Consider the following 5,512-nt stretch of genomic DNA (forward strand, 5'->3'; position numbering starts at 1 on the left):
GGGGGGGGGGGTAGAATTACGTAATTTTTTTCAAAGGATTAAAATGTCTGAACAACCGACCGTTCAACCCCAACCAAACGTGCTTGGGATACTCTCCATAGTCTTTGCGATTTTAGGGATATTTTTTCTAGGGATCGTCTTTGTTCCGCTTGCGTTTTTGTGCGCGATCGCCGCGACCTATCAAGCCGTCAAAAAGCAAGCCTCGCTCGTAATAGCGATATTAGCGTGGATCCTTACGATCGTAGGGCTCATGACCTCGCCCATGCTGCTAGCCACGATCGGCATCTCCGCTTCGTAGCCGCAAATATTCGCGCCGCTTGGCGGAATTTTAATTATCTGATGGACGGCGCGCGAACCTCCGCCCACAGAGTTTTAAAACGTAAATTTATGGGCGGATTTAGCCCCTTGAAATTCTGCGGGCAAAATTTTAAGGCGAAATTTGACACAGGAATTTTGTATCAAAAAATTACGGGCGGAATTTCAGCGTGGAATTTTACCGCGTCAAAACAGCGCGTAAATTTTAAATTTAACCGCCTTTTGGCGCGACGCGAAATTCCAAAACAACGCGCAATCGTCACGCAAAACTTATCATTTAGCGACGCAACATGAAATTTCAAAACGCCGCCTAGTAGCGCGGAAAATTACCTTTTATCGGCGTAAGATAAAATTTCAAAACAGGCGAGCGGCGCCGGAAATTTAAAATTTTGCGCCGAGCGTCGCGAGAGATTAAGAGCGACCGGTAGCGGCAAATTTTAAAGAAATCTAAAAATTTAACATGCTCGCGTGCCCATGCGACACAACAAGGCGGCGCTGCGGGCACGTCCGCGCGAGATGCTCATATTTATCGAAATTTTCGCTCTGCCCGCAGCACGCGCGCTCGTATCACATGCCGATAATCGCGGGCGCAAGCTCCGCTGAAAGCTTGGCGAAACAGCGTTTCGCCGCGGTACGCATACGATCAATTGCAACGCGAAAATGCTTTCGTGCGATACGATCAAGCTCAATGCGAAAGACTTGCGCGCAGCATGTGCTTTTTGAAAGCCACACCGAATATCGCGCGCTAAATTAAAAAGCGAGGCGAGATGCTGCGAGCCGTGCATCGCTCGCGATAGACGCAATACTTAAAAGCGCACAAAAAGCAAGGCAAATCCAAATTAGCCTCGCCGCTTTAGCTTGAAATTTAAGTCTACGCTTCTCAAACACCACATCCCAAAGCCGCGTGCGCAGAGCTTTAAAAACCTCGCCGCTACCACTGCACGTAGGTTCGCGCCTTTTTGATCTCGTCAAGTCGCACGCTCACTTCGCCGCCGTCCGTGCGAAGTCTAAGCACGCCGCCTTCGCAGCCAAGCACCTCGCCGCTTAGCTTCTGCCCGTCCGTGCGGCTTAGGCGCACCAGCTCGCCCACGGAGTTTGCGAAATGCTGCGGCTTGCTTAGCTTGCGCTCAAGCCCGGGCGAGCCAACCTCCAGCGTCCACTCGCCCTCAAGCGGCGGCTCCACGTCGAAAATCGGCGAAAGTAGCCGCGATAGCCGCTCACAGTCGTCTAGGCCCACGCCGCCCGCTTTCGTGATGCTGATGCGGTAGATCGTTCTGCCGTTTTCGCTCACCGTCTCCACGTCGTAAAGCTGCACGCCGCACTCGCGCGCTAAAGCCTCTAAATCAACCATTTTTGCGCAGCTCCTCCTCTATTTTGTCAAAAAGATCGTCCATTTTGTTTTGATACTCCAAGCGGTCGTCGAATTTGAAGTGAAACGCAGGACAGCGGTACCAGCCCTCCGCCTCGGCGCAGAAGTTTTGCAAATATCTCGCCACGCGGCCGAGCTTTTCGAGCACAAATTCCTGCTCGCGCTCGTCGAAGGCGTTTTTATCCAGATACACGAACGCATCGTAGCGCCCGCGCTTGCACTCCACGTCGGTGACGCACAGCCCGCGCAAAAGCTCGTCCTCAAGGCTTGCGAGCGCTTCGGGGATGAGCTGCTTTAGCACACTTTGCGTGCGCAGTCTTCTGAGTTCGGTCGGATTCATCTTTACCTCGCTATCTTAAATCGCCGCAGATTGCGCGGCGATGGAATTTTATTTTGCGTCTTGCGATGACGGAATTTTATTGCTTTGTCGCAGCGGAGCGTCCGTCTTGCGGCGACATAGAATTTTATCTCGCATCCGTCTCGCGACGGCAACGCGGAATTCTATTTCGCTTCGGCGCGGCGAAATATCTGTCCTGCGACGATGTGATCTGTTTAAATTTGACACGGCTTGCGATGCGCCGGAGCGTTCGTTTAAATTCTGAACGGTTTGCCGCACGCCGGTATTGCGGACAGCAACTGCGCTTTTTAAAATTTTACTTTTAAATTTTAAAAGGCGAGCTCAGCTTTGAAATTTTGCTTTTAAATTTTAACCCGGTGCTCCACGCTTAAATTTCAAACGCAGATCGCGTAGAATTTAACGGCTCGCGTATGGAAGCTCATCGCATAGCCGCACCGCTACCGTAGAAATACTACCGCGCTAAAGCGTGGTGCTATTCTATGCCGTATTCTGCTCACCACGGCGCGTTATATTCGCTGCTGCGCTGCCCCTCTTGACACCGCAATAATACAGCGCGCGGCGGCACCCTCTTTGCGCTACGCTCGCTTACTGCGTCGCTATTTACGATATCCGCTACCGTCTTGGCGCCGCACAGTTCCGCGCGCCGTTGCGGCGTCATTTTGTGCCGCCTGCGCCGCACTATTCTTCGCGCTGCTGTTTTCCCACACTGCGTCGCTTTAGAATTTATCTTAAATTTTAAAAGCGCTTCGATACCGCGCGAAATCTAAATTTTGCCGCTTTAAAATTTCAACTTTGCGATTAAATTTAAAATTTAAGTCGCGCGGAAAATTCGCAACCTGCAAGCGGCATAAAATAAAATTTGATCGCAAAGCTGCGCCGTAAAAAATCTAAACATTAAAATTTCAAAACTGACGCTACGCAGTAGAGCCTCGCGCAGAAACCGACAAAATTTAAAGCCTTACTCGCGCGCTCTACCATTAAATTTAAAAGGCGAAATTTCGCACTCAAATTCTGCGAGCATAAAATTTCAAAGCGCGATCGAGGCTTAAAATTTAGCCGCAAGCCGTACAAACGAAGTCAATGCCCACGCGAAATTCCGCGAGCATTAGTCGATCGTAGCCTGCTCCTCTTTTTGCTTGTAGCTTTCGATAAAATCGCCCACGCGCATATCGTCGTAACCCTCGATGCCTACGCCGCACTCGAAGCCTTTGGCGACTTCTTTGGCATCGTCTTTGAAGCGCTTGAGCGAGCTGACGTTGCCCTCAAAAACGATGACGCCCTCTCTGATGACGCGGATCTTTGCGCCGCGAGCTATGAGCCCGTCGGTAACCATACAGCCCGCGATCTGCCCGATCTTAGGCACGTTGATGACCTGGCGGATCTCGGCTTGACCCAAGGCCTCCTCGCTGATGATCGGGCTCATAAGGCCGCCCAAAAGCGCCTTGATATCGTCGATTAGATTGTAGATGACGTTGTAGGTCTTAATCTGCGCGCCGCGCTCCTTGGCAAGCTCTTTGACCTCGCCCGTAGGACGGACGTTGAAGCCCAAGATCACGCAGTTTTCGCTGGCGCTTGCTAAGGCGATGTCGTTTTGCGTGATACCGCCGATGCCGCTGTGGATGATATCGACCTTGACTTCGTCGTTGCGGAGCTTCTCAAGGCTTGCTTTGATAGCCTCCAGCGAGCCCGCAACGTCGGCTTTGACAATCACTGGCAGGCTTTTTAGCGAGCCTTCGGCGATCTTGGCGCTTAGCTCGTCGATGGTGACCTTAGTCGATTTACTAAGCTCTTTTTGGCGCTGATGCTCGTAAATTTTACGCGCGTACTCGCGCGCTTCCTTATCGCTTGAAACGCCGATCAGCGTCTCGCCCGCACCCGGAACCTCGCTAAGGCCTATGATGACGCCGCATTCGCCCGGTAAAATTTGCTTTAACGCCCTGCCCTTATCGTCGCTAAGCGCGCGTACCTTGCCGTATGCGATACCCGCTACGACGGTGTCTCCGACGTGCAGAGTGCCGTTTTGCACGATGACGGTGGCAACGGCGCCGCGCCCTTTTTGAAGGGAACTTTCTATGATGGTTGCCTTAGCCTGCTTGCTAGGATCTGCTTTGAGCTCCAAAAGATCGGCTTGCAAAAGCACGATCTCTAATAAATTTTCGATTCCCTCGCCCGTCTTTGCGGAGATCGGCACGAACTCGTAGCTGCCGCCCCACTCGGTAGGCATGATATCAAGCTCTGCAAGCCCCGTTTTTACAAGATCTGGATTGGCGTTAGGCTTGTCCATCTTATTTATCGCGATGATGATCGGCACGTTTGCCGCCTTGGCGTGCGCTATAGCCTCCTTAGTCTGAGGCTTGACGCCGTCGTCTGCAGCCACTACGATGATTACGATATCGGTAACCTCGGCTCCGCGCGCGCGCATCGAAGTAAAGGCTTCGTGGCCAGGGGTGTCTATGAAGGTGATCTTCCTGCCGTTTTTCTCGACCATATACGCGCCTACGTGCTGCGTGATGCCGCCCGCTTCGCCGCTTGCGACGCGCGAGTTTCGGATGTAATCTAGCAGGCTCGTTTTACCGTGATCGACGTGCCCCATAATGGTGATGACAGGCGCTCTAGCGATTAAATTTTCTTCGCCTTCGCTGTCCTCGTAAGCCTTAATATAGTCAAACTCCTGCGCCTCATCGATGATATTTACCTCAATGCCGAATTCGCTTGCTAAAATTTCTATCGCGTCCTCGTCCAAAAAGTCGTTTTTCGTCGTCATCATCCCAAGCGCAAATAGTTTGCCGATGATCTCGCTAGGCTGCTTTTTGATCTTATCGGCAAACTCATAGACGCGGATCTCTTTTGGGATATTTACAGAGCTTACGATTTCACTACCCTGCTCGCGAGGGGCTTTTTTATGCTTTTTGCGACCGCCGCGACTTATGCCGCCCTCACTGCTAAAAATTTGATTCTGCGAGGCGCGATAAATATTGGGTTGGTTTTTACTTTTGGTGCGATTTTCGGTCTGAATTGGTTTGACGGTGAAATCGGGCATTACCACGACATCTTCGTCCTCAATGACGATATCCGCCATCTCGTGATCAGGAATGATGTCGATTTTAAGGGCATCCTCTTTTTTGGCAGCGGGAGCTTTTTTCTTTTCAATCTTTTTCTTTTTCAAATTTAGTTCGGCATTTGAAAAGATCGCCTCTAGGCTCGCACTTATCTTTTCGCGCCTAGGCTCGGTTCTATCTTGTGCCGCCGGGGCTTGAACTTCCTTTTTCTTTTTTACGATGACTAGGCCACGACGCTTTTGCAAGCTCTCGCTAGCGATACTATCGCCGCTGTTTATCTGCACCGAAGCGGGCTTTGAAGTGGCGTTTTGCTTCTCTTCTTTCTCCTGCGGGACAGAGGAAATTTCTTCTTTTTGATTTTGGGATTTTTCGGTTTTCGCCTCGGGCTCTTGCGTCCGAGCTTTTTCATCG

5 protein-coding genes are annotated in these 5,512 nt (G+C 51.2%); 2 read left to right on the top strand and 3 right to left on the bottom strand.

What is annotated here, in order from left to right; genetic code table 11:
- Positions 1-43: 43 nt before the first annotated feature.
- On the top strand, positions 44-298 hold the full coding sequence (locus tag Q0095_RS07820) for a hypothetical protein (protein ID WP_297882891.1): 255 nt from the start codon (positions 44-46) through the stop codon (positions 296-298).
- A 41-nt stretch (positions 299-339) separates the two neighbouring features.
- On the top strand, positions 340-609 hold the full coding sequence (locus Q0095_RS07825; RefSeq protein ID WP_297882892.1) for a hypothetical protein: 270 nt from the start codon (positions 340-342) through the stop codon (positions 607-609).
- A gap of 637 nt (positions 610-1,246) precedes the next feature.
- On the opposite strand, the gene Q0095_RS07830 is transcribed toward Q0095_RS07825, so the two are convergent.
- From Q0095_RS07830 to infB, 3 genes are all read right to left on the bottom strand, one after another.
- Positions 1,247-1,666 (bottom strand): ribosome maturation factor RimP, encoded by a 420-nt coding sequence (locus Q0095_RS07830; RefSeq protein ID WP_297882894.1) that lies wholly within the window; start codon positions 1,664-1,666, stop codon positions 1,247-1,249.
- On the bottom strand, positions 1,659-2,024 hold the full coding sequence (gene rbfA, locus Q0095_RS07835) for a 30S ribosome-binding factor RbfA (RefSeq protein WP_005872391.1): 366 nt from the start codon (positions 2,022-2,024) through the stop codon (positions 1,659-1,661). The genes Q0095_RS07830 and rbfA overlap by 8 nt, the downstream gene beginning before the upstream one ends.
- Positions 2,025-3,147: 1,123 nt before the next feature.
- Positions 3,148-5,512: translation initiation factor IF-2 (infB, locus tag Q0095_RS07840; protein ID WP_297882896.1), on the bottom strand; the 2,365-nt coding region annotated here is incomplete at its 5' end.

It is taken from the genome of uncultured Campylobacter sp. (assembly GCF_938045535.1).
Lineage (GTDB): Bacteria > Campylobacterota > Campylobacteria > Campylobacterales > Campylobacteraceae > Campylobacter_B.